The sequence below is a fragment of the Methylorubrum sp. B1-46 genome (assembly GCF_021117295.1).
In the GTDB taxonomy this organism is placed as follows: domain Bacteria; phylum Pseudomonadota; class Alphaproteobacteria; order Rhizobiales; family Beijerinckiaceae; genus Methylobacterium.
The window spans coordinates 5,360,391-5,381,021 of sequence record NZ_CP088247.1; the positions used below are offsets into that span (position 1 = coordinate 5,360,391).

Consider the following 20,631-nt stretch of genomic DNA (forward strand, 5'->3'; position numbering starts at 1 on the left):
GCTAAAGCCGACCGTCGTCCGCAGCGATACGAAGGCCTATGACCGTCCGCACCCTCTACTACGCCCCCGGCACCTGCTCGCTCGCCTCCCACATCGTGCTGGAGGAGATCGGCGCGCCCTACGAGACGATCCGCCTCGACCTCGCCAAAGGCGATCAGCGAGCGCCGGAATATCTCGCCGTCAACGAGCGCGGGCGCGTGCCGGCGCTCTACGAGGACGGCTGGGTGCTCACCGAGAACGCGGCGATCCTGCGCCATCTCGCCCGCTCGCATCCCGAGGCCGGCCTGCTGCCGGAAGATCTGCGCGGCCAGGCGGCGGCCGACGAATGGATGGCGTGGCTCTCGACCGGTCATCACATCGCCTACGCCCATGTCCGCCGTCCCGAGCGCTACAGCGCCGACGAGGCGGCCTTCCCGGAGATCCGAGCCAAGGGGACCGACACCTTCGGCGATCTCTGCACCATGACCGAGGTGCGTCTCTCGAACGGAGACTGGGCGCTCGGCGAACGCTACTCCGTCGTCGATGCCTACCTGATGGTGTTCTGGATCTGGGCTCGCGGTCCCGTCATCGGCTTCGACATGCCGGCCCGTTTCCCGGCCTGGACGGCGCAGGCCCGCCGCATGGCCGAGCGCCCCGCCGTTCGGACCGTCTTCGCCCGCGAGGGGCTGACGCTGCCGGCCTGAGGCGCCGGCCCGGCCTCGATTCGTCGTCGACGCGCCCGTCCCCCTACCTCCGGTGATGGCTGGAAAAGCGCTTGGCCGGAGCGGCTCAGGCGGCTTGGCCGTGCGGGACCGAACGAGGGTCGGGGTTGCGGGGGCGGAAGGGAACGTGTCGGGCGCCGCCCGGTTCTCACGCTCAGGTTCGGGCACCGAGCACGAAACGAGGACGGCCGGCGGCGATGTGCGGGATCTGCGGAGAGATCAATTTCGGCGGGGCGGCCGATGCGAACGCCGTGCGGGCGATGATGGAGGTGCTGCGCCCCCGCGGCCCCGATGCCGGCGGCGTTCATGGCCAGGGCGGCGTGCTGTTCGGCCATTGCCGGCTGAAGATCATCGACCTGTCGGAGGCCGGCCAGCAACCGATGATCGATGCCGAGCTCGGACTCTCGATCGTCTTCAACGGCTGCATCTACAATTACAAGGACCTGCGCGAGGAGCTTGTCGCCAAGGGCTACCGCTTCTTCTCGACCAGCGACACCGAGGTCGTGCTCAAGGCTTTTCACGCCTGGGGCCGTGATTGCGTGAAGCGCTTCCTCGGGATGTTCGTCTTCGCCGTTCACGAGCGCGATTCGGGCCGCGTGACGCTCGCCCGCGACCGGCTCGGCATCAAGCCGCTCTACTACGCCGAAACGGGCCGGCGCTTCCGCTTCGCCTCCTCGCTGCCGGCCCTGCTCGCGGCTGGCGACGTCGACACCACGATCGATAAGGTGGCCCTCCACCATTACATGAGCTGGCATGCCGGCGTGCCGGCACCGCTGACGATCCTCAAGGGTGTGCGGAAGGTCCATCCGGCGACGACCCTGACCTTCGAGCCGGACGGCTCCCGCCGGGAGGAGACCTACTGGACGCTGACGGTCGGCCCGCGTGAGGAGGACCGCCACATGACGGAAGCGGATTGGCGCGCGGCGGTGCTGGATTCGCTCGCCATCGCGGTGGCCCGCCGCCAGATCGCCGACGTGCCGACCGGTGTGCTGCTCTCGGGCGGCCTCGACTCTTCTGTCATTGTCGCGCTCCTGGCCAAGAACGGACAACGCGGGTTGAAGACCTTCTCGGTCGGCTTCGACGCGGTGAACGGCGTCGAGGGTGATGAGTTCAAGTATTCCGACATCATCGCAGAACGATTCGAGACCGACCACGCCAAGCTCGTCGTGGACGGCTCGCGCACCTTGGAGGCTCTGCCGGCGGCAATCCACGCCATGGCTGAGCCGCAGATGAGCCACGACGCGGTGGCCTTCCTGCTCCTGTCGCAGGAGGTGTCGAAGCACGTGAAGGTGATCCAAAGCGGCCAGGGCGCCGACGAGGTGTTCGGCGGCTACCACTGGTATCCGAAGCTGATGGGTTCGACCGACCCGACTGCGGATTATGCCCGCGCCTATTTTGATCGCGACCACGCGGAGATGCGCGAGGCGCTGGCCCCCGATTTCGTCGATGAGGATTACAGCCGCGACTTCATCGCCCGCTTCTTTGCAGAGTCGAACAGCGCGAGCGCCATCGACAAGACCCTCGACCTCGACCAGCGGATCATGCTCGTCGATGATCCGGTCAAGCGGGTCGACAACATGACCATGGCCTGCGGGCTCGAAGCGCGGGTGCCCTTCCTCGATCATGAGTTGGTGGAACTTGCTGCCCGCATCCCCGCGAAATTGAAGGTGCGCGACGGGGGCAAGTTCATCCTCAAGGAGGCCAGCCGCGCCGTGGTGCCGGCCGAGGTGATCGACCGGCCGAAGGGCTACTTCCCGGTGCCCGCCCTCAAGCATATTCGAGGGCCGTTCATGGATTTCGTGCGCGACGTGCTCGACCGGCCGGCGGCGCGCGCGCGCGGCATCTTCAACCGAACTTACGTCGATCGCCTGCTCGCCGATCCCGACGGGACGCTGACGCCGAAGGGCAATTCCAAGCTCTGGCAGGTGGCGCTGCTCGAAGCGTGGCTGCAATCGCACGGCATCTGATCCGCCGCTGCCGCGTTGCCCGCATGACCCGCCGCGCTGGACCGGCGCGCGCGGCTGCGCTCAAGGTGACGCGGTTTCTCCACGATCATCCCCGATGCGCGATGCGCTGGAACGCTGTGGGAGACCCGAAACGATGTGTCGCTGGATCGCTTATCGGGGCCGCACGATCCCGCTCGAACATTATGTGACCGAGCCGGCGCACTCGCTGGTCTCGCAGAGCATCAAGGCGCTCGAATCGACCGCGAGCACCAACGGCGACGGCTTCGGCCTCGGCTGGTACGGTGACCATCCCGAGCCCGGCCGCTTCCGCGAGGTGCAACCGGCCTGGTCGGACGAGAACCTGCGCTACATCTGCCGCCACCTGCACTCGCACCTGTTCTTCGCCCACGTGCGGGCGGCGACCGGCACGCCGATCACCCGGCCGAACTGCCATCCCTTCGCCTGCGGGCCGTGGCTGTTCATGCATAACGGCTATGTCGGCGACTGGGCGCGACTGCGCCGCCCGATCGAGGCGCTGATTCCGGACGAGCTCTATCCCTCGCGCAACGGCACCACGGACTCGGAGGCTCTGTTCCTGGCGATCCTCGGGCAAGGCCTGATGGCCTCGGAGGTCGAGCGCGACCCGATTACCGCGACGGCTCTGGCACTGGCCAAGGTCACCGAGATGGTCGGCGGCATCGAGGGGGGGCACCCATTCCGCTTCACGGCGGCGCTCGCCGACGGGCGCGACCTCTACGCCTTCCGCTACGCCGCCAACGATGCGGCCAACAGCATGTATTACCGGCAGTCGGCGGACGGCGTCGTCGTCGTTTCGGAGCCGCTCGATAAGGAGCACGCGACCTGGACGCCGGTGCCGGACAACAGCGTCGTCATTGCCCGCAAGGACGCGCTGGTCGAGGTCGTGTCGCTCAAGGAGTTCGGCCTTGCACGGACGTCGCGCCTGCCGCAGCTCCAATTGCAGATGAGCGCCTGATGGGAGCGGGCGCCGAGCCGGACTCGGCGCCTCAGATCGCCGAGGGTCAGGCCATCCAGGTCGAGCCGCCGACGGCCGAGAGCGTCATGCTGTCGGAGCCGACATCGGCGGCGCTGTAGCCGAGGATCTGCGCGAGCTGTTCGCGTGCACGCCAGACACGGCTCTTCACCGTGCCGATGCGGCAATTCATGACGGTCGCCGCTTCCTCGTAGCTGAGGTTCTCGATCGCGACGAGGATCAGCGCTTGGCGCATCGGCAGCGGCAGCTTGGCCAGCGCCGTCTGCGCATCCATCAGATCGACATGGCCCGATTGCTCGGGGGCCGCGGCGAGGCGCTCGGCGTAATCGCCGTCGCTGTCGGCGACCTCGCGCACCTCCTTGCGGTGGCGCGAATAGAAGGCGTTGCGCATGATCGTGAACAGCCACGCGCCGAGATTCGTACCGACGGTGAAGCGGGAGCGGCTGCGCCAAGCCCGAAGGAACGTGTCCTGCACGAGATCGTCGGCGGCCGACGGATTCTTCGTCAGCGACATGGCGAAGTTGTAGAGCCGCGGCGTCATTTCGATGATGGACGCCCGGAACGATTCCTCGTCCTTGCCTTCCTGGGCGACGAGGACGGTCTCCAGCCGAGCCAGAAGGGCGTCGAAACGGCCGGCCTCCGCATTCGGATGACCCGGCATTCGCGCATAGGCTTCGGCAAGGAGGGATCCGAGGCGTTGCTGAACCTCAGGGGGGAGCGTCGGCACCTCGTCGTCGAGGGGCGAGGCAAGTTCGTCAAGGGCAGTCTGTTGCATCAGGTCCTGTGGCAGATCACGGACTTGGGCAGGGGCTTGTGCCCCGGCTTCGGACTTGTCCCGCGATTTGCTGTGCCTTGCGCCAACATAGATTATCAGGGCTCCAAAGAGCGTATCGTTGTTCAGAGGCATGTGGACGTGACCGAAAACGGGCCGGCCGCACCATATGTCCTTCGTCAAAGACAACCTGGCCTACGTTATTCCCAGTCATGGCGGTCATCATTCTACGGACAAGGTTGTCCGGAAACATCTTTTTCACCTATTGCCGCCGGAGATATGCGCCCTAATGGCGAGGCCACTTCGTCTTCTCACCATCTCCGCCGTTGCAGCCGGCGCCATCATCGCGCTCGGTGCTATCGCCCGCTTCAGCTACGCGCCGATGCCGGACGAGGCGGACCTGCTGAATCCGGGGCGCTACCCATTGCAGACCGCGTACGACATCCTCGGCCGGCGCGTTGCGCGGGATGAGGCTGAGCGGCTCAAGGCCACGCCGGAGGGGCGCAACGATCTGTCCGCCGAGAAGGGCGCCGTTGCCATCGACGACGCGCTGGTGACGCGCGGCCGGAACGCCTTTTATCGCGAGACCTTCGGCAACGAAGTGTTCCTCTCCGACGTGATGGGAATGCTTGACGGCGGCGTGACGCCCTATGAAGTGGCTCGCGCGATCCTCCTGCTCGGCGGTGCGGGCACGTCCAATCTCCAGGTCCGCATGGCCCGCGACGTGACGGTGGGCGACAGGGTCTGGAAGACGGGGGAACTGGTGCCGACCGGGCTCGACGTGCCGCGGGGCTCGGCCTTCATCCTCGGCATCCGCACCTTCTATGACCGCGGACGCCTGCGCATGGGGATCACCTGCGCGCTTTGTCATGCAGCAGTCGATCCGGCCTCGGGCAAGGTGGTGGAGGGTGCGCCCAACACCGACCTCAATGCCGGCCTGCTGATGGCGCTGGCGAGCAACGCGACCGCCTACTTCATGCACGGCAGCGCCGACCCGTCCGCCCATCCGGGCGATCCGGCCCGGAGCATGACGACCGAGGATGGCGGACAGGCACTGCTGCCCGATCGGGCCGCGTTCGAGGCGGCGGCCAAGGTGGAGGTCGCGAGCTGGCCCGCCGGCAGCTTCGATTCCTCCGCCGACCGCGAGACCAACCCGACCTCGATCCCGTCGAGCTTCTCGGCCTATGCCGAGCCCTATAGCTGGAGCGGGCGGGCCGGGATCGGACCCTTCAGGGGATTGTCGGCGCTCAACAACAACGTTCACGCCGCCAATTCCGATACGACGCAGCAGACGCGAGCCGCCAAGACCCTGTTCGGGATCGATCCTCAGGTCTATCTCGGAACGGTGCTGCAGGGCGCCGCGGCGGCGTCGCTCCGCTACGAGCCGGGCTCTGGAAAGCTCCCCACCGAGGTACTGGAAGCGGCCGACCCGACGCCGGGGACATCGGGTCTCAACAGCTACGCCGTGCTGCCGAGCTTCCCTGCGACGAACTACATGACCGATAACGGACTTCTGGCTTCCGTGCCGGGAGAACCCGCCAACTACGCCAACAATGCGATGTCGGCCTTTCAGAATCTCCTGCGTGCGCCCGGTGTCGCTGTCGACGCGGAGCAAGTGAAGCGTGGCCGCGCGGTGTTCGAGCGCGTGGGCTGCGCCGGTTGCCATGCCGGGCCGGCGCTCAGCAACAACCGGGTCATTCCGGTCGAGGAGATCGGGACGCAGCCGAGCCGTGCGCGATCGACCGTACGGATGGAGGCGCGTCTCGCGCCCCCGGCTGTCTTTGCTACCGACACCCCCTTTCCGCTCCCGCCCGATCCGAAGCTCGTCCCGATTCCTCTGGAGGGCGATGTCCTCAAGCAGGTGCAGCTCGCCTGGGCGCATGCCGGCACCAGGGGCGGTTACAAGGTGCAGAATCTCGTCGGTCTCGCTTGGAGCGCGCCCTATCTGCACGACTCGGGTGTCGCGGTCGGTCCCGATGCGGAGAGGCAACTCGGCGTTCCGGGCACGCTCGACGCAGGCGTCGCGCCTGATCCGGCCAACAGTCTGAGGGCTCTCGTCGATCGCGGCCTGCGCGCGCGCGTCGTTGCAGCGAATGCCGCCTCACAAAAGGCGCGCACCGCCCGCGTCACGGGCAAAGGCCACAGCTACTGGGCGGATACGGCCGCCGGCGTGAGCGGCAATGAGCAGAGCGACCTCGTCACCTACCTGCTGTCGGTCGACGCGTTGACCGAGCCGGTCCCGGTGCCGTGAGCGCCCGGCCGGCCAACCAGACCTGCGACGCATCGCCTTCCGTCTTCAACGTGACCGGATAGGACGACGACGCGTTGATCCCGAGACGTCCAGCCTCGGCGGTCCGTACCGCCATCGCGAGAGACCCCGAACCATGAGCGCCTTGGATCTGCTCCCGCTCCTGGCCTTCCTGGCACCCATGCCGCCGATCCGTCCGGAACCGCCCTCCTCCCGGCCGATGCCGGAATGGTTTCCCGCCTTCATCATGGGTATGACCGTGTTCATCATGGTGGCGCCGATGATCGCCATCTGGGGTTTTCACCGGCCCGAACGGTCGTTCCGCTCGACCTGCGAGGCGGCAGGTGGGCAGGTCGTGCGCACTTCCCTCGCCGACGAGGCCGTTCGCTGCCGCCGCTTCTGAGGGCCCGACGACCGATCTTCGATCAGAGGGTCCCCGGTCAAAAAGAAGCCCGCGCCGACAGGGTCGGGCGGGTCGAAGTCTTGGGAGAAACAGGCAGCAGACCTGCCGCTCGGGCAACCTGTCTCGGCGGACTCGGTTCATCGATTGCGATAGAAATTATCGCCTCAGGCCAAGCTTCCATGGTCCTGTCCAGAGCGGAAATCTCAGGCAGCATCACGCGTCACGCTCTGGCGGGCCGAGGCTACTGGCCGAGTCTTTCCGTCGCTCGCCGAACCGATGATCCGAGATCAGGCCTGAAAGGACAGCACGGCTCGCGTCCCAATCCGACCGGGAGCGTAGGTCAACGCGGAGCGCAGGTTGGAGGCCATCGCCCGGATGATGCGCGAGCCCAGGCCGGTGCCCTTCGCCTCGCCCTCCCCCGTCCAGCCGATGCCGTCATCCTCCACCGCAAGGGAAAGCGTATCGGGCCCCTCCCGCACGACGCGCACGCGGATCTCGCCCTGGGTCTCGGACGGGTAGGCGTATTTGTAGGCGTTGGTGACCAGCTCGGTGACGACGACGCCCAGCGAGACCGCCTTATCGGTGGCGAGCCGGATCGGCTCCGCCTGGAGACGGATGGCGTGGTCGCGGCCAGACGCCTTCATCGCGAGTTGCAATTCCTCGACGAGCCCCGTGAGGTAGGCGTCGAGTTCCACGGCCTCCACGTCCTGCGAGGTGTAGAGCCGGCGGTGGATGCCGGCGATGGCCGAGATGCGGGCCTGCATCTCCTCCAAGGCCTGCTTGGCGGCCGGATCGGCCACCGCATTGGTCTGCATGCGCGCGAGTGCGGCGACGAGGGTCAGCGAATTGGCGACCCGGTGATTCACCTCGCGCAGCAGAAGCTCCGCCCGGTCGCGCGCCTCGCGGACGGCGGCCTCCGCCCGCTCCTTGTCCCGCCGCAGCGATTCCTGGCGCAGGGCCGTGTCGACCGCCCCGCCGAGCAATTCGCGGAATTGTCCGTGGAGGTCCTTCCAGACGTAATCGACCGCGCCCGCCTTGAGGGCCGCCACCGCGACCCGGCTGTCCTCGGAGCCGGTGACGTAGACGACCGGCGGCGCATCCGGCAGGCTGCGGAGCAGCGGCAGCAGGTCAAGCCCGGTCCGGTCGGGCATGTGGTGGTCGAGGGCGATCAGATCGATCCCGCCGGTTTGCGCCCGCGCCAGCCCCTCCTCGCCGCTCACGGCGAGTTCGACCCGATAGCCCCGTGCCTGGAGCGAGCGCTGTACCAAGCGCCCGAGGCCGGGATCGTCGTCGATGTAGAGGATAAGGGCCGGACTCGCGTCGCTCATGAGTTCTCGGGTACCTGAATGACCGAGAAGAACAGCCCGAGCTGACGGATCGCGTTCGAGAAGCCTTCGTAATTGACCGGCTTGGTGATGTAGACGTTCGCCCCGAGATCGTAGCAGCGCTGGATCTCGCGACTGTCATCGGTCGTCGTCAGGACGACGACCGGCGAACGCTTGGTGTTCGGATTGGCCTTGATCCGCTCCAGAATGTCGATGCCGGTCATGTCCGGCAGGTTGAGGTCGAGCAGGATCAGGAGATGGCGCCGGTTGCTGACCTCGCCCGAGCCGTCGGCACCGAACAGGAATTCGAGCGCCGAGGTGCCGTCACGGAACGGCACGATCTCGTTATTGACGCCCGCGCGGCGGATATTCCGCTCGATGAGACGGGCGTGACCCTCGTCATCCTCGATCATCACGATGCTGACGGCGTGGAAGGGCGGCTGCATGGTCACTCCGCGGCCAGGGACATCGTCTCGGGAGGGTTCGATGTCGCCGCCTCGCTTCGGCCTGTAACCGGCTCGCGCGGCAGCGTCACGATAAAGGTTGTGCCCTTCCCCGGCTGCGAGGACACCTCGATTCGTCCGCCGAGTGTGCGCACCAGCGCCTTCACGCTGGCGAGGCCGATCCCCTCCCCCGGGCGATCCTGCACGCCGGAGCGCCGAAACAGCTCGAAGATCCGGCCGTGATCTTGGGGAGCGATGCCCCGGCCGTTGTCGGACACGGTGAACCGGATCCGTTTACCAGGCGCGGGCCCGGCCGAGATCGCGATTTGACCGGGTCGGGCGGGGTCGAGATACTTGAGAGCGTTGTCGATGAGGTTGCCGAACACCTGCTCAACGGCGAGGCGGTCGGCGACGATCTCAGGCAGCGTCTCGGAGACGGTGACCGTCGCACCCTGACGGCCGGCCTGATGCCGCTGCGCATCGGCGATGCCTCGGACGAGGGCAGTCATCGCGAGCGGCTCCGGATTGAAGCGGCGCCGGCCCTCCCGTGACAGCTTCAGGATCGCCGCGATCAGCCGCTCCATCTTGATGATCGCCGCCTGAATGAAGCTCAGCGACTCACCGATGTCGTCGTCGATCCGCTTACCCTGCGGATGATCGCGCAAAAGGGTACGCAATTCCTCGCGAACCGCCTCCAGCTCGCTGGTGAAGCCCATCACGTTGACGAGCGGCGCGCGCAAGTCGTGGCTGACGATGTAGGCGTAGCGCTGGATTTCCTCGTTCGATTCCCGCAGCTCGGCTTCGGCCTCGCGCTGCTCGGTGATGTCGGTATGGACGCCGACCCATTCGCGGATGGCGCCCTGGGCGTCGAGCACGGGGACCGCGCGGATTGAGAAGTGGCGCCACAGCCCGTCGCTCGCGCGCACCCGGTGTTCGTGGACGAAGGTGCTGCGGGCTGCCACCGTCGCGTTCCAGGCCTCGACGCTCGGCAGCCGGTCATCCGGATGAACGGCGTCGGCCCAGCCGAAGCCCTCATACTCGGCGCGGGTCTGTCCGGTCAGCGCGGCCCAGCCGGGCTGTTCGCCAGTCATCCGCCCCTGCGGATCATTGGTCCACAGAACGCCGCGAACAGCTCGGACGGCGGCTCGAAAGCGTTCCTCGCTCGCCCGCAATTCACCTTGGATCCGCTGCTGGTCGAACGCGGCGGCGAGCATGGCGAGGAACAGGATGACGAAGGTGACGCCCGCGACGGAGAGGGCGAGGTTCTGCTGATCGACGCTCGTCGCGGCGAGATGGGCGGAATGGATGCCCGCTTCCTCAGCGGTGATCGTGGCCGCCGCCATGCCGGTGTAATGCATGCCGGCCACCGCCACGCCCATGACGAGGGCGGCCAAGAAGCGCTGCCAGACGCCGGTCGGCCGAAAGGTCAGCCACAAGGCGACGGTCGCGGCCACGACGGCGATGCCGACGGACAACGCCACGATCGGCGCGCTGTAGGCGAGGTTGCCGGGCATCCGCATTGCGGCCATCCCGGTATAGTGCATCGCCGCGACGCCAATCCCCATGACGGGCCCGGCCACGAGAACATCCAAACGGCCGGCCCCGCCGCGGCCGAGCCATGCCAAGGCCGCCCCGGTCACACCGATGGCGATCAGAAGCGACAGCAGCGTGCTGCCGAGGTCGTAGGCCGCGGGAAGGCCCATCTCGAAGGCCAGCATCCCGACGAAATGCATCGACCAGATGCCGCCCCCCATGGCGAGGGCGGCGCCGATGAGCCAAGCCCAGCGCGCGCGTGACCCGGTGCTACGCATGCGCCAGCCGAGATCGAGTGCCGTGTAGGAGGCGAGCACGGCGATGGCGACGGACAGCGCCACGAGAGCCGCGTTGTAGCCTGTGGAAACCATCGTCGTGTCGGAACTCGGGTGTTCGTCGATTGCGCGGCTCGGGCATGACCGGATCAGCGCCGCAAATCACAGCGATGCGAGCCGGGTGCGGCGCGACCGCCCGAGATTGACGAAAGTTACATCGCCGCAGCGTCTGACGCTATCGTGTCCTTCCGTCGGGCTCGGAGCTGATTGTTTAGTTGCGAAAGGTCCCTAAAACACCGTCTTCGGGGTGCGGACACAACCTTTTGACATGGGGGACTACCTAAGGTAAGTGCCGGATGCGACGTTACAGGCCGAGCCGCATAGTCCGGCAGCCTGTGACATCGAGTACCGAAAACGTATGCGGCCACTTCATCCGAATCGCCTCATCACATCCGTTCTCATGCCTGCGCCGGTTCACGCACCGCCCGATGAGAAACAGGCTGTCGATCCTCGTCACGATCACGAGGCGACACTCCGAATGGGCGTGATCGAGTCGGAGTCCGGCAATCCTCTGCGACGCAAGCTCGCTGCGCATGTGGAACTGACATCAGGCGATGTCCGGGAACTCGACGGCTTGGCGGCGGGTGCTCGCCGCTACCCGGCGCAAACTCCGCTCCTCCATCAGTCGGACATTCCGGAAAGCGCCATCCTGGTCCTGGACGGGTTCGCCTGCCGCTACAAGTTCCTGCCGAACGGACGGCGCCAGATCACAGCCTATCTCCTCCCCGGCGACCTGTTCGAACTCGATCTCGATTTCCGACTGCCGCTCGACTGCGCCCTCGGAACGCTGACGGCCTGTCGTCTCGCCCTCATTCCGCGCCCGGAATACGAGGACCTCATCCGCCGACGCCCGAGGATCGCGCACGCTCTGCAAATAGCCCGGCTCACCGAGGCCGCGACGTTGAGAGAGTGGATCACCAATCTCGGGTCCCGGTCCGGCCCGGAGCGTCTGGCCCACTTCCTGTGCGAGATGCTGCTGCGGCTCCGGACGACCGGGCTCGCCTCGGAGAACCAGTACAGTTTCCCCATCACGCAGGCGGATCTCGCCGATACGCTCGGAATGTCGTGCGTGCACGTCAACCGCGTCCTGCAGAAGCTTCGCCGCGATGGGCTCATCGAGCTTTCCGGCCGCAGGCTCACGATCCTCAGGCCCGACGGGCTCAAGTCACTGGCTGAATACGACGGGTCCTATCTCAAGCCCGCGGCGACGCCGCTCCGCCCCTCCGCGAGCGACCGCCCCGCCGCTTAGGGCTCCCTCCCCGTTTCGGGGCGGCGACCCGGGGGCGTCCGGCGAGACCTTGCCAGATCCGTCAGAGGTCGCGGGTCGGCTGCACCCCGGCTCTGGCTGCCATCAGCACGGCTTCCGGCAGGGTTTTGACCCCGAGCGCCTCCATGACATGGGCTCGGTGAATCTCGACGGTGCGGGGACTGAGGCCGAGGGCCCGGCCGATCGACTTGTTCGTGCCCCCGGCGAGCAATCCTTCAAGAACCTCCCGCTCCCGCTGCGACAGGGCGCCGATGCGAAGCTTGGCGTCGTCGCGCGCCTGGCTTCGCTCGGTGTCGGTACGCAGTTCGGCCAAGGCGGCCGACACCGCGGTCAACAGCGCCGCGGGCTGCCACGGCTTTTCGAGATAATCGACGGCGCCGGCCTTCATGGCGCGCACGCCGAAACCGACATCGCCGTGGCTGCGCCCGATCATGACGACGGGCAAGGAGAGCCCACCGGCCTTCAGCGCCTTCGCGACCGTGAGGCTTTCTGGGCCGGCCGCCTCCATGTCGAGGATCACGCAGCCCGGCTGCAGAGATCCCGCGATCTCCGCCAGGGCCGCGGCATTGGGAAAGACCTGAACCTCGTAGCCGGCCGGCTGCAGCAATGAGAGCAGTGCCTGCCGCGAGCCCGGATTCTCGTCCACCACGTATATCCGTGCACCGGTACGGCCGGTCACATCCTCGGCGATGCCGCCCATGTGACGGATGCGACCATCCTCGCTCCGAATCGGGAAGAAGGTGTCACGTATGCGCCGAACGGTGCCGTCGGAAGGGCGCAGGATGCGGTACTCCAAGACGGCAACGTCGCCACCGCCCACGCGCTCGACCGTACGATACGCGGTGTCCCGGTCATCGGGATGGATCGTCGCAAGCCAACTCTCGATCGATGCCAGTTGCTCGGGCGCGACGCCCCAGACGTGCCGAAGGGCGCGGCTGAGATAGGTCAGGCGCCGGCTCTCGAGATTGGCCTGCCAGAGGACGTTGGTCGAGTGCTCGGCAAATCGCCGAAAGCGCTCCTCGTTCTCGCGACGGATGGTTTCCTCTCGCTTCCGTTCGGTAATCTCGAGCCCGACGCCGACAAAGCCAATGGGTCGACCATCCTCGAATTCGGTGCGACCGTGCATCGCCACCCACCGCTCGACCTCGTCCTCGATCCCGATCACGCGGTGCTCGATATTGTAGATGCCGTCTCCGGCCGGGTCGCCGCAGCGGGCAATCGCATTCTCCACGCGCGCACGGTCCTCGGGGTGGATGGCCGAAAGCCAGGCGGAGCGATCGACCTGCGCATCGGGTGGCAATCCCCAGATCGCCTTGAGGCGCGCGTTCCAGTTCAGCGCCCCTGTAACCGGGTTCCAATCACAGGGTGACAGACCGATCAGATCGACGGCGGCCTGTAGTCGAGCCTCGCTCTGATGCAGCGCGTCCGCTGTCCGTTCCGCCTCGTGCTCCTCCTCGACGATGAGGAGCACGGCCGGCGCGGGCGGGTTCGCTTGCCATGCCGGCGCGGTACGACTTCTGAGAGGCAACCCGCTGATACGCATCCAGCGCTCGAAACCGTCGTCCGTCCGATAGAGGAAGCGCGTGCGCAGCGTGACGTGGCCGCGCAATGCCCTTGCGAAAGGATGTTCGCGCGGATCGAGGACGGTGCCGTCCGCCGCACAACCGGCCCACCGCGGATCTGTGCCGAAGTCCACGCCGGGGATGAGGCCCTGCCGGAGAAGCCGACGAAGAATCGGGTTATCGAGGAGGACTCGGCCCTCCGGCGTGAACAATCCGGCAGCGATTGGCAGATGTTCGATCACGGTGGCGAGCGGCTCTTCGCCCCTTGAGGATGCGATCACCGCGTCATCGTACAGCGAACCCGTCGGCCCGGACGATTGACGCTGCGCGTCGAGCTGCAGTCCGATGAGTTCGGCGAATTGCCGGAATATCCCTCGTATCTCCGTCTGATCCAGTCGAGCAGGCGTCGTGCCGAACGCGCAGAGGGCTCCGAATAGGCCCCCCTGCGATAGCGTGATCGGGAAGGCAATGCAGCTTCGAAAGCCGAAGCGCTCCAAATCGGAAAGCCGATGGATCGCCTGATCGTCCCCCGCATCGTCGATGACAATCGGCCGCTGATGCGTGTGCATCTCCTGCCAAGGGACGGCATCGATACGGAACACGTCGTGCTCTCGTAGGCCGAAGCCAACATCATCCTTGACGCTGCAGACCTTCCACGCATCGTCCTTGATCTGTGCAACGGCTGCAACGCCCAAGCCGGCGATACGGCAGATGATTTCGAGCATGACCGGCAAGGCCGCGATACCCTGGGTCGCCACGCGATCGGGCGAGCGATGCCGATGTTGGTCCTGACACATCGCTGAGGCGCTCATCGGCTGAACTCCCGCACTGGTCGTGCCGCGAAACGCTGCATCGACCGAACCATACGCAAAGAAGGGGTTCCGACACGGCCAGCAGCCACGCCTCGGTTCGGTCCGATCGATGGTGAGACGGAGTTCGAGCTCACCGAGTCGAGGGTACTCGGAAGATGGTCACTGAAAATTCCAACATTACGATCCGGATCGACTTGCTAAATTTCTGAAATAGAGTGTAATGCTTTTCTTGTCCCAGGCAATGCATTGGCCTCCGATATGAATTTAAGATAAAAATCCTTTACTGGACCGTCTCTGTCGCAGAGGGAATCCAGCCCGATTGGCAGCTATTCGTCCTATAACGCGCAAGCGCAGATGCGGTGCCATGCGCGATATCAATCAAATCGTCAACGTCGAGCTCGGGACAGTTAATATCCCGATCCAGGTGCCGCATCCTACGATTTCGGCAACGTGCGGCCTGCGGAAGACGCTGTGGTATCGATCCAAATCACCGAAATTCATCGGTATTTTACGGCACATCAAATGATTTGTGCTTTATAGATCTATAGATTTACAATAATAATTGCGCGATTGCTTAGATTTATGTGATCTAAATCCGAATCGTGTCCTGTCAAAACGCCAGATTGTCGGGTGCAATCCTGATTGACCGATTTTCAGCAGGCCTGCGGCAAGCGCGTACTGAAAATCACGTGTCTTGGGACAATCCATCGACGCACAACGCAATTCCGGACCCAACGGTCAAGGTATTCGCGGTCGCGCCGGAAATGATGATGGGGGAAGAATGGTGCTGCGAGAGAGGATTGAACTCTAACGAATACACCTTAACAACAGTACAAAGGACAACCTGATCGACCGTATTGTGTGAGAGTTTTATGTATCCGTCAAGCGAACCTAACGAATCGTGTTTCCGACACGTTCATAGGATTTTTTTCGAACGAGGATCATGACGCTCGGTCAGGCTTCGACGTGGGTAAAGATTCGGAAGCGCAACAATGACTGGCTGATGGTTGAGTTGCCGAATCACCCATCTACAAGCCTACGGTATGCGTGCATGATATATTTGTTTTGCCTTCGGAGGGACGCTAAATGAAGCTTCCTCGAAGGGTAGGCAACCATTCTGCTCCACAATCACGTTTATGATCAGCCAGTTACGAGGTCAACATACTTCAACGATGGCAGCGGATCAATCACGCAAATCGACCGGCTATGCTTCCTGAGCGGTGATTTGTGACGCTTCGTGACGACTTGAAAGAAGATGTGAAGTTCCAGCCAGGAGGACTCGAACCATCATTTTACTGTTGATCCGAAGCTGAGTACGACTTGATACACCGTATTGTGCGAGAGTTTAGTGTATCCGTCAACCGAACCTAACGCATCGTCGATATGGATTCGATTGATGGCTTCAACGAATATCTAGACCATGATGATTAGTATTGATCTATTCATAATCATGTTGGGGGCCGGTTATCAAACTATGGTGCAATCATTGTTGGGGGGCGAGTACGTTTGTTATCAAAAGACTTTTCAATCTTTTGCTTCTACTTTTGGTTCTGCATACAAAGCATTTGATGTCGCTGGTGCCGTCAATCTTGTCTCTCGCCGTGGCTGACAGGCTGTCTATAATGGCATCTACAGTAGCCTTGTCGCGCGAATATTCCGACAGTACGAATGGTATGGGGCGCTTCTCAGCAGGAAGATATATGCGGCCTTTATAGGTGTTAACGTTGTAGCTGGTGACACGACCCACAACCGCGACTTCATTCTTGTCCTTGATATCGTGAGCCATATAATCGTAGCTGTCTTTGTCCAGGTTCCCCGTCATATTTACGTCGCCAGTGCCTTCGTTTATACGCAGCGTAGCCTTCTTCGCTGTTTTAGAAGCCACAATAGGGCGATGCATTCTCAGCAGCGCGCCCTGACATTTCTCGGTAAGAGAATCTAGCCTATGCTGACTAAGGTCTGGAAAGTTCGGATTTTTGGCTTTTTCTTCTCTGTATACCTTCCCGATTGTTTTCTCATAATCGGGATTAACTCCGGTAAGTTCTGATACGACATACTCATATACTGATCGACCAAGGTTGCCTATAGGCGTGTCTTTGTCGGCGGTTCCAATGACGAATATTCCATGATTAACCGCTGCTAATGTGGCGCCGAGCATCGCTATATTGACAGTAAACTTCCAGCTCCCCTCCTCTGCCGGCAGAGCGTATATTCTAGCCTTTTTGAGTTTGGGAGCCTGCGTAATAATCTCGCCGTTGAGTAAGAAGTGTGTCGTAAGCGCGAGGTATCGTTGAAAGCCGACCAGCGCATCAGATACATCATAAAAATCTATGATATGATCGTCTGACTGCTTACCAGAATATGAGATGCTGAACTGAACAACGGCCGACATCGAAATGAATCTTCTTCCGACAATGCCTTAGGGCTAGGCCAAGGGTGTTAGGAGAGCATACTTGAAATAGCGATTGCAACTCGAGGCGGTAAGTAAGGTGTGGAAGGCATTGCAGGCGGTCGCGGCTCATCCCGCGTCGTTCCAATCGATCTCCGATGGCAGCCCCTTAGTAAGCGTCGCTGTCGGCTCAAGCGACGTTGGGTTGTCATATGTGGGTGCACCGTGGCGTGACGTAACATCGCCTACGATCCTCCCTAAGCGCCAGTGTAACATCAGGCTTGCATGGTCTTTGATGTTACGGCATTGTCACTGGGTCTAGAGCTTGGAGTGACGCTTGGCGAGGATCGGGTATGCGAGATGCAGTTCGGAGGATCAGTCTCTCGACATCCAGATCGAACGGCTCAAGGCCGAAGGGTGCCAGCCGATCCGATCAGAGAAGGTGTCCGGTGTATCCCGCGACGGTCGCACGGAACTGGCGGCGATCCTCGACTTCATCCGTGAGGGTGACGAGTTAGTCGTGGTACGGTGCTGCCGGTTGGGGCGAGACACCAGGGACGTTCTCAACATCGTCCACGAACTGGATCAGCGTGGCGCCTACCTCACCGTCCTTGACCCTCACGTCTCAACCCGTGGCGAGAGTGGGAGGATCGTGCTGACCGTCCTCGGAATGGTATCGCAGATGGAGCGCCGATTCATCCTCGAGCGTCAACGGGAGGGCATTCAGGCGGCAAAGGCGAAGGGTGTCTACAAGGGTGGGACACGGCGGCTGGACCGAAGCAAGGTGCTGGCAATGAAGGCAGAAGGTCACGGACCCGCCGCTATCGCCAAGGCGCTCGGTTGCTCGCGTATGCAAGTTTACCGGATCATCGGTTCGGAGGCTCTCGCACAATCCGTCTGATCGTCAAAGCAACTCGATAGGTGCCGCTCTGGTAGTTCGAGGTTGCTTAGTAGTCAGGGATTCATGCACTGTGAACTATGGCGTTGGCAACGGCGGATGTGGTCGGGCCATCGCCGAGATCGATACCTTTCAGCCTAACGATATGAGCGGCCGCTTCCAATGCTGGATCATCCCCTTGCTGCTGGGTATAGGTCGCCCGATTCTAATATGAAGGCGGATACTTTCCCCAGACCATCTGTTCGACCACATTTGCCGGCCCACTGATCTAGCGTCCACCCTTTCGGCGGTTGTCCTCCATACATAACATTTGGCAGTTGGCGGCCGTAGTTTTGCCACCCTCATGCCAAGGCGTGATGTGGTCAGCCTCCATAGCCTCAAACTCGTAATGCTTGCCGCAGTCCGGACATACGCCTTTTTGGCGCTCGTATGCCTCACGTCTCATGGAAGGGCTAAAGGCTCGAATGCTGAGGTGTTTCTCCTTGCGATCTAGCAAATATGAGTAAATGCCTCGTTTGCGCTCTACGTCTTCGTCCAGCATTAGACGAGTCACTTCGGCTTCCAACTCCTTTGAGTTGAGCGGTTCGTCCTTAAACTGGTTGTATAGCGTGCCCCAAGGAACAGACTTCATCTCTTTGCGGTAAGTTGGATATGTGACTTGTACCCATGCCATCACCGCCTGGAAATAAAGCCATAGCTTGCTTGCATCAGAGTCGTGCTGATGCAACGCCATATATTGTTCGATATTGCCGCCATTGATCCAGTCGATGGCTGTCTCTAAGTAAGCCTGACGATTCAACTCACCAGTGATGTACTTGCTTCCTATATTGTAGGCGGGGCAGCCAGTCTTGCTAAAGTACCGTTTGGCGTCAGTTACCCACGACCCGGCATAGACAGCGTTGCGAAGCTCCTGATTGGTCAGCTGTGCTCCGGCAATGTTGATGGTCTGAAACCAATCAAGTTTCTCACTGTCCGTCCCACTGCACTGGTAAATCATTAGCTCATACTTAAGGAACTGCTCCTTCTCGTCGGAATGAAGATTGTAAAAGAAACGTCCCTTGAAGGAGAAATCTCCTGCAACGTATTGACAGATAGATATTGTGCGTTGCTGGCCGTCTATGACTTCGAAGTCACCGCTATCTCGTACGGCCCAATACATCACATTTAGAGGGAAGTTTTTAAATACTGTCTCAACAACAGAATCTCGCTGCTTGTCCTTGTAGATAAACTCGCGTTGATAGGGCGGACGGATGTCGAGTTGACCCCCGTAGCCGACAACGCCCGCCTCGTTATTATCAGCATAACCTTCGGTAAGATTACGGATTGTGACTTTTTGGAGCTGTATCTTCATGTCTTGCCCCCTTGCGCCGGATAAACAGACGCCTGTATGTGCCCTTGACAGGATAGCCAACATCGAAATGAGCCCCCGCTCCGAACGATTCTGTTCTGATGACAGAACCCAGTGTTCCAGTGAGGGACTTCTTGCGCACTCCGTCTACGACCCGCTCCTTTTTCCCATATGTTTTTGTAGTTGGATAATCTGTCCCGCTGAGTCCTAGGATTTCGAACTGATCAGGATTATGTTTGTCGAGGAAAGTCAGAGGCACACCCATGATGCCGTTATAGTCGGCAGGTATATCAACGACTTTGGAAACTTCGATGGCATCATAGTTATCATATGCTGGATAGTCGTTGGGATTGTAGCTCTTGTATAGGATGAGACTTTCATGACGCTTGGCAATGTCAAGATTGGTGAACCAGCAGGCATTGCCGAGGCTTCGCCACTTTTTCCCTTCATCGTCTATCCAAAAGCGCGTGTCGCGAGGAGCATAGTAGTCAGGCACCCTGAACTTCATGTCCCCATTATTGTAGCCCAGCCACAACTTGTTGTCTTTGATAAGTCGGAATATTTCAGCATAGCTGATAGCGTTTTGATTTCCAACGATGATAAACTTTTTATCGTATTTGATTAGCTGCGCAACATACTCACGGAACAGAGAAAACGGAGGGTTTGTGACCACAATGTCGGCCTGCTTGAGCAGATCGATGCTTTCTGGGCTGCGGAAATCGCCGTCACCGTTGAGGGGCTTGATGCCGATCTCTTTAGGATCAGGTACCATGTTTCCATTTTTGTCGCCGAAGTATTCAAGGTATAGGGCGAAATCTGAGTCATTGCGGCTGAATAAGTTTGCGTCTTGATTCTTATAACAGGTCGTTATCAACCTTTTAAGACCCAGCTGTTCGAAGCTATAGCTAAAGTAATGAAAGAAGTTACTGATATGAGGATCGTCGCAGTTGCAGTAAACAGTCTTATTCTGAAAGTGCTTTTTATAATGTCTGAGTTCGCGCTCAATGTCGGCGAGCTGCGTATAGAACTCATCTTCCTTGACTCTCTTGGCTTCTGCGAAGTTTCCGTTTAAAACCTTGCTAGCCACTCACGTCTCCGATATCGGCGGGCACAATCGCCTATCCCGTATAGTACCAAGGTCGGTGTCGTCCAGCACGATCTTACGCTGGCATCGTTCGGCTCATCCGGATATCCACACGAGGCCACTAAGCTGCGCAGTTTGGATTGCTGTTCAATGGAATGCCGGTTTCACCCTATTAAGTCGGAGGTGTTAGGGAAGAAAGCAGCCCACGCATGCCCGTGAGAATGCCGACCTCACTCGAGAACGGCTAGTCGGACTCATTGAGAAAACAAAGGAAGCTGTTTCTAGCATCGTGAGAGGTGTTTACCTGCCTTAACTCGGCACTTTTGCCGCATCAGCCAAGTCACAAGAGTTCCGGTGACGTTCATGGCTGAGACGGCCGATAGTAAGCAGGAATAAACGAATGTTGTCGGGTATCAAGCTAATCCTAAACGGCCTCTCGCAGGACGACCGGACGCTTGCGCTCGTCATTATTGAAGCTACCGCTAGTCAGAGAGCTCAAAAGATATTTGTTGAATAATAATCATGTGTGGCATAGATTGGTGATAGGAGCATT

The 20,631-nt window shown here is 61.6% G+C and carries 15 protein-coding genes; 7 read left to right on the plus strand and 8 right to left on the minus strand.

All coding sequences use genetic code 11. The annotated features are described in order from the left end of the window. The first annotated feature begins 38 nt into the window (after nt 1–38). The 3 genes from LPC10_RS24845 to LPC10_RS24855 all read left to right on the plus strand — a co-directional run bounded on the left by LPC10_RS24845 (nt 39) and on the right by LPC10_RS24855 (nt 3,641). The gene (locus LPC10_RS24845) at nt 39–683 is read left to right on the plus strand and encodes a glutathione S-transferase family protein (protein WP_231344916.1); all 645 of its coding nucleotides are present in this window, start codon (nt 39–41) and stop codon (nt 681–683) included. A 215-nt stretch (nt 684–898) separates the two neighbouring features. Then, nucleotides 899–2,668 carry an N-acetylglutaminylglutamine amidotransferase gene (locus LPC10_RS24850; RefSeq protein ID WP_231344917.1) on the plus strand — a complete coding sequence of 590 codons (1,770 nt, stop codon included), beginning with the start codon at nt 899–901 and terminating at the stop codon, nt 2,666–2,668. 133 nt (nt 2,669–2,801) lie between these two features. Next, nucleotides 2,802–3,641, plus strand: coding sequence for a class II glutamine amidotransferase (locus LPC10_RS24855; RefSeq protein WP_231344918.1), 840 nt, complete (start codon nt 2,802–2,804; stop codon nt 3,639–3,641). Nucleotides 3,642–3,687: 46 nt separating this feature from the next. Here the strand turns inward: LPC10_RS24855 and LPC10_RS24860 are convergent, their stop codons facing one another. Next, nucleotides 3,688–4,434 carry a sigma-70 family RNA polymerase sigma factor gene (locus tag LPC10_RS24860; RefSeq protein ID WP_231344919.1) on the minus strand — a complete coding sequence of 249 codons (747 nt, stop codon included), beginning with the start codon at nt 4,432–4,434 and terminating at the stop codon, nt 3,688–3,690. A gap of 286 nt (nt 4,435–4,720) precedes the next feature. Between LPC10_RS24860 and LPC10_RS24865 the strand changes: the two genes are divergently transcribed. Continuing rightward, nucleotides 4,721–6,682, plus strand: a complete 1,962-nt coding sequence (locus LPC10_RS24865; RefSeq protein WP_231344920.1) for a cytochrome C oxidase Cbb3 — start codon at nt 4,721–4,723, stop codon at nt 6,680–6,682. Between the two features lie 133 nt (nt 6,683–6,815). Next, nucleotides 6,816–7,082, plus strand: a complete 267-nt coding sequence (locus tag LPC10_RS24870; RefSeq protein ID WP_231344921.1) for a hypothetical protein — start codon at nt 6,816–6,818, stop codon at nt 7,080–7,082. A gap of 287 nt (nt 7,083–7,369) precedes the next feature. Here LPC10_RS24870 and LPC10_RS24875 read toward each other — a convergent pair whose 3' ends face one another. The 3 genes from LPC10_RS24875 to LPC10_RS24885 are packed head-to-tail and all read right to left on the minus strand — an operon-like array spanning nt 7,370 to nt 10,754. After that, on the minus strand, nt 7,370–8,410 hold the full coding sequence (locus tag LPC10_RS24875) for a response regulator (RefSeq protein ID WP_231344922.1): 1,041 nt from the start codon (nt 8,408–8,410) through the stop codon (nt 7,370–7,372). Then, nucleotides 8,407–8,853, minus strand: a complete 447-nt coding sequence (locus tag LPC10_RS24880) for a response regulator (protein WP_231344923.1) — start codon at nt 8,851–8,853, stop codon at nt 8,407–8,409. Before LPC10_RS24880 ends, LPC10_RS24875 begins: the two co-directional genes overlap by 4 nt. Before the next feature lie 2 nt (nt 8,854–8,855). Further along, nucleotides 8,856–10,754, minus strand: coding sequence for an MHYT domain-containing protein (locus LPC10_RS24885; RefSeq protein ID WP_231344924.1), 1,899 nt, complete (start codon nt 10,752–10,754; stop codon nt 8,856–8,858). Between the two features lie 442 nt (nt 10,755–11,196). On the opposite strand from LPC10_RS24885, the gene LPC10_RS24890 reads away from it, so the two are divergent. Next, nucleotides 11,197–11,967 carry a Crp/Fnr family transcriptional regulator gene (locus tag LPC10_RS24890; RefSeq protein WP_370644750.1) on the plus strand — a complete coding sequence of 257 codons (771 nt, stop codon included), beginning with the start codon at nt 11,197–11,199 and terminating at the stop codon, nt 11,965–11,967. Between the two features lie 61 nt (nt 11,968–12,028). On the opposite strand, the gene LPC10_RS24895 is transcribed toward LPC10_RS24890, so the two are convergent. Both LPC10_RS24895 and LPC10_RS24900 read right to left on the minus strand, forming a co-directional pair. Next, entirely contained in the window at nt 12,029–14,359 is a 2,331-nt protein-coding gene (locus LPC10_RS24895; protein ID WP_231344926.1) for a PAS domain-containing protein, read from the minus strand. Between the two features lie 1,483 nt (nt 14,360–15,842). Beyond that, complete coding sequence (locus LPC10_RS24900; protein WP_231344927.1) at nt 15,843–16,751, minus strand: hypothetical protein; 909 nt, start codon at nt 16,749–16,751, stop codon at nt 15,843–15,845. Nucleotides 16,752–17,085: 334 nt separating this feature from the next. Here LPC10_RS24900 and LPC10_RS24905 point away from each other — a divergent pair, with 334 nt between their 5' ends. Then, nucleotides 17,086–17,649 carry a recombinase family protein gene (locus LPC10_RS24905; protein WP_231344928.1) on the plus strand — a complete coding sequence of 188 codons (564 nt, stop codon included), beginning with the start codon at nt 17,086–17,088 and terminating at the stop codon, nt 17,647–17,649. 265 nt (nt 17,650–17,914) lie between these two features. Here the strand turns inward: LPC10_RS24905 and LPC10_RS24910 are convergent, their stop codons facing one another. After that, the gene (locus tag LPC10_RS24910) at nt 17,915–18,997 is read right to left on the minus strand and encodes a DUF262 domain-containing protein (protein ID WP_231344929.1); all 1,083 of its coding nucleotides are present in this window, start codon (nt 18,995–18,997) and stop codon (nt 17,915–17,917) included. Next, nucleotides 18,963–20,081, minus strand: a complete 1,119-nt coding sequence (locus LPC10_RS24915; protein ID WP_231344930.1) for an adenine-specific methyltransferase EcoRI family protein — start codon at nt 20,079–20,081, stop codon at nt 18,963–18,965. Before LPC10_RS24915 ends, LPC10_RS24910 begins: the two co-directional genes overlap by 35 nt. Nucleotides 20,082–20,631 lie beyond the last annotated feature (550 nt).

What these genes read in the sequence shown, in the direction of transcription:
- LPC10_RS24880 (WP_231344923.1), bottom strand. Translation starts at nt 8,853, where the DNA reads ATGCAGCCGCCCTTCCACGCCGTCAGCATCGTGATGATCGAGGATGAC.
- LPC10_RS24860 (WP_231344919.1), bottom strand. Translation starts at nt 4,434, where the DNA reads ATGCAACAGACTGCCCTTGACGAACTTGCCTCGCCCCTCGACGACGAG.
- LPC10_RS24895 (WP_231344926.1), bottom strand. Translation starts at nt 14,359, where the DNA reads ATGAGCGCCTCAGCGATGTGTCAGGACCAACATCGGCATCGCTCGCCC.
- LPC10_RS24890 (WP_370644750.1), top strand. Translation starts at nt 11,197, where the DNA reads ATGGGCGTGATCGAGTCGGAGTCCGGCAATCCTCTGCGACGCAAGCTC.
- LPC10_RS24850 (WP_231344917.1), top strand. Translation starts at nt 899, where the DNA reads ATGTGCGGGATCTGCGGAGAGATCAATTTCGGCGGGGCGGCCGATGCG.
- LPC10_RS24910 (WP_231344929.1), bottom strand. Translation starts at nt 18,997, where the DNA reads ATGAAGATACAGCTCCAAAAAGTCACAATCCGTAATCTTACCGAAGGT.
- LPC10_RS24900 (WP_231344927.1), bottom strand. Translation starts at nt 16,751, where the DNA reads ATGTCGGCCGTTGTTCAGTTCAGCATCTCATATTCTGGTAAGCAGTCA.
- LPC10_RS24870 (WP_231344921.1), top strand. Translation starts at nt 6,816, where the DNA reads ATGAGCGCCTTGGATCTGCTCCCGCTCCTGGCCTTCCTGGCACCCATG.
- LPC10_RS24885 (WP_231344924.1), bottom strand. Translation starts at nt 10,754, where the DNA reads ATGGTTTCCACAGGCTACAACGCGGCTCTCGTGGCGCTGTCCGTCGCC.
- LPC10_RS24865 (WP_231344920.1), top strand. Translation starts at nt 4,721, where the DNA reads ATGGCGAGGCCACTTCGTCTTCTCACCATCTCCGCCGTTGCAGCCGGC.
- LPC10_RS24855 (WP_231344918.1), top strand. Translation starts at nt 2,802, where the DNA reads ATGTGTCGCTGGATCGCTTATCGGGGCCGCACGATCCCGCTCGAACAT.
- LPC10_RS24875 (WP_231344922.1), bottom strand. Translation starts at nt 8,410, where the DNA reads ATGAGCGACGCGAGTCCGGCCCTTATCCTCTACATCGACGACGATCCC.
- LPC10_RS24845 (WP_231344916.1), top strand. Translation starts at nt 39, where the DNA reads ATGACCGTCCGCACCCTCTACTACGCCCCCGGCACCTGCTCGCTCGCC.